The 1,639-nt window shown below is 70.6% G+C and carries 1 protein-coding gene; it reads left to right on the top strand.

Annotation, left to right across the window (positions count from 1 at the left end):
• Positions 1–121: 121 nt before the first annotated feature.
• Positions 122–1,495: an IS1380 family transposase gene (locus tag ACFP6A_RS14390; protein WP_379604672.1), complete on the top strand. Its 1,374-nt coding sequence runs from the start codon at positions 122–124 to the stop codon at positions 1,493–1,495.
• Positions 1,496–1,639 lie beyond the last annotated feature (144 nt).

The following is a 1,639-nucleotide window of genomic DNA, read 5'->3' as shown; positions in this document are numbered from 1 at the left end:
CCCTGATCCACCGACCGGGTTCGGCGGTGTGAGCGTGGCGTAGGGCGAGAATGCCCTCTTGAGCTGGGAGGATGTGGATTGCGACGTCTACGTCCAACCGCTCAAGAGGAGCACCTCGCAAGTGAAACCTTCTCACACGATCCGGCCGGTCTTCGATGACCCGAACCTGGTGTCGTCGGCGGGCCTGGTCCCTGCGTTGCGGCTGGCCGAGACCGCCGGCCTGTACGACCTCCTGGAGGAGGTGACGGTGCCTTCGCCGAACGCTGCGGTGAAGGCGGCGTGCGTGGTGGCCGGGATGCTGGCCGGCGCGGACTGCATCGATGACATGGACCTGCTGCGGCACGGCGGGATGACGAAGGTGTTCGGTGGGGTCCGCGCGCCCTCCACGCTGGGCACGTTCCTGCGGTCGTTCACCCACGGGCACGTCCAGCAGCTCGACAAGGTCAACGCCAGGCTGGTGGCGGGCCTGGCGGTGCGGGTCCCGGGCCTGCTGGCCGGCGCGGACACCGGCGGGATCGCCACGGTCGATGTCGATGACACCGTGCGGGAGGTCCACGGCTACGCCAAGCAGGGCGCCGCGTTCGGGTACACCAAGCAGCGTGGCCTGAACATCCAGCTCGCCACGGTCTCGACCCCGCTGGCCGCGCCGGTGATCGCCGGCGCGAGGCTCCGGTCGGGGAACACCGCCTCGGCCACGGGCGCGGGCCGGCTGCTGGCCCAGGGGATCACCACCGCCCGCGCCGCTGGCGTGAGGGGCCGGATCCTGGCCCGGGCGGACTCGGCCTACTACGGGTGGGCGTTCGTCGGCACCGCGATCAGGCACCAGGCGTGGTTCTCGGTCACCGCCCGGATGACCAAGACCGTCACCGCAGCGATCGCCAGCATCCCCGCCGACGCGTGGCAGCCGATCGAGTACCCGGACGCGATCTACGACGAGGCCGAGCAGCGGTGGGTCTCCCACGCCGAGGTCGCCGAGATCCCGTTCACCGCGTTCACCTCCCGCCGCAGGGGCGAGCACGTCACCTGCCGGCTCATCGTCCGCCGCGTGAAACGCCTCCAGCCGTTCGCCTGCGATGGGACCGAGCAGGGCGAGCTGTTCGCCACCTACCGCCACCACGCCTTCATCACCAACAGCACGTTCTCGACCATCGAGGCCGACGAACGTCACCGCGACCACGCGATCGTCGAGCAGGTCATCGCCGAGCTCAAAGACAACGCCCTGGCCCACCTGCCCAGCGGACGATACGCGGCGAACGCCGCCTGGGTCGCCCTGGCAGTGATCGCGTTCAACCTGGCCCGCGCCACCGCCGTCGCAGCAGACATGGCCAAGGCCAGATGGGCCAGCCTGCGCACCAAGATCATCGCCGTCCCCGCCAGGATCGCCACCACCGCCCGCAGGCTCGACCTCCACCTGCCCCGCGACTGGCCCTGGGCACCCGGATGGGAGTCGCTGTGGACGGCCGCGACCGGCCCACCCACCCTGGCAACGACCTGACCATCCAGCCCCAGCAGGGCGCGACTCGAGGAACCCGACGTGGAAGAGCCGGCACAGGCCGGCGGACCAGCCACGCCCACGACACCGACCGACCTCATCAGGCCACCGAAACCACCCAAGCCGAATCAGCGCGGTGGATCAGGG

Source organism: Quadrisphaera sp. GCM10027208, from assembly GCF_042658805.1.
Classification (GTDB): Bacteria; Actinomycetota; Actinomycetes; order Actinomycetales; family SCSIO-59966; genus SCSIO-59966.
The sequence above is the reverse complement of the archived record's forward strand: the minus strand, read 5'-3'. Positions and strand labels throughout refer to the sequence as shown.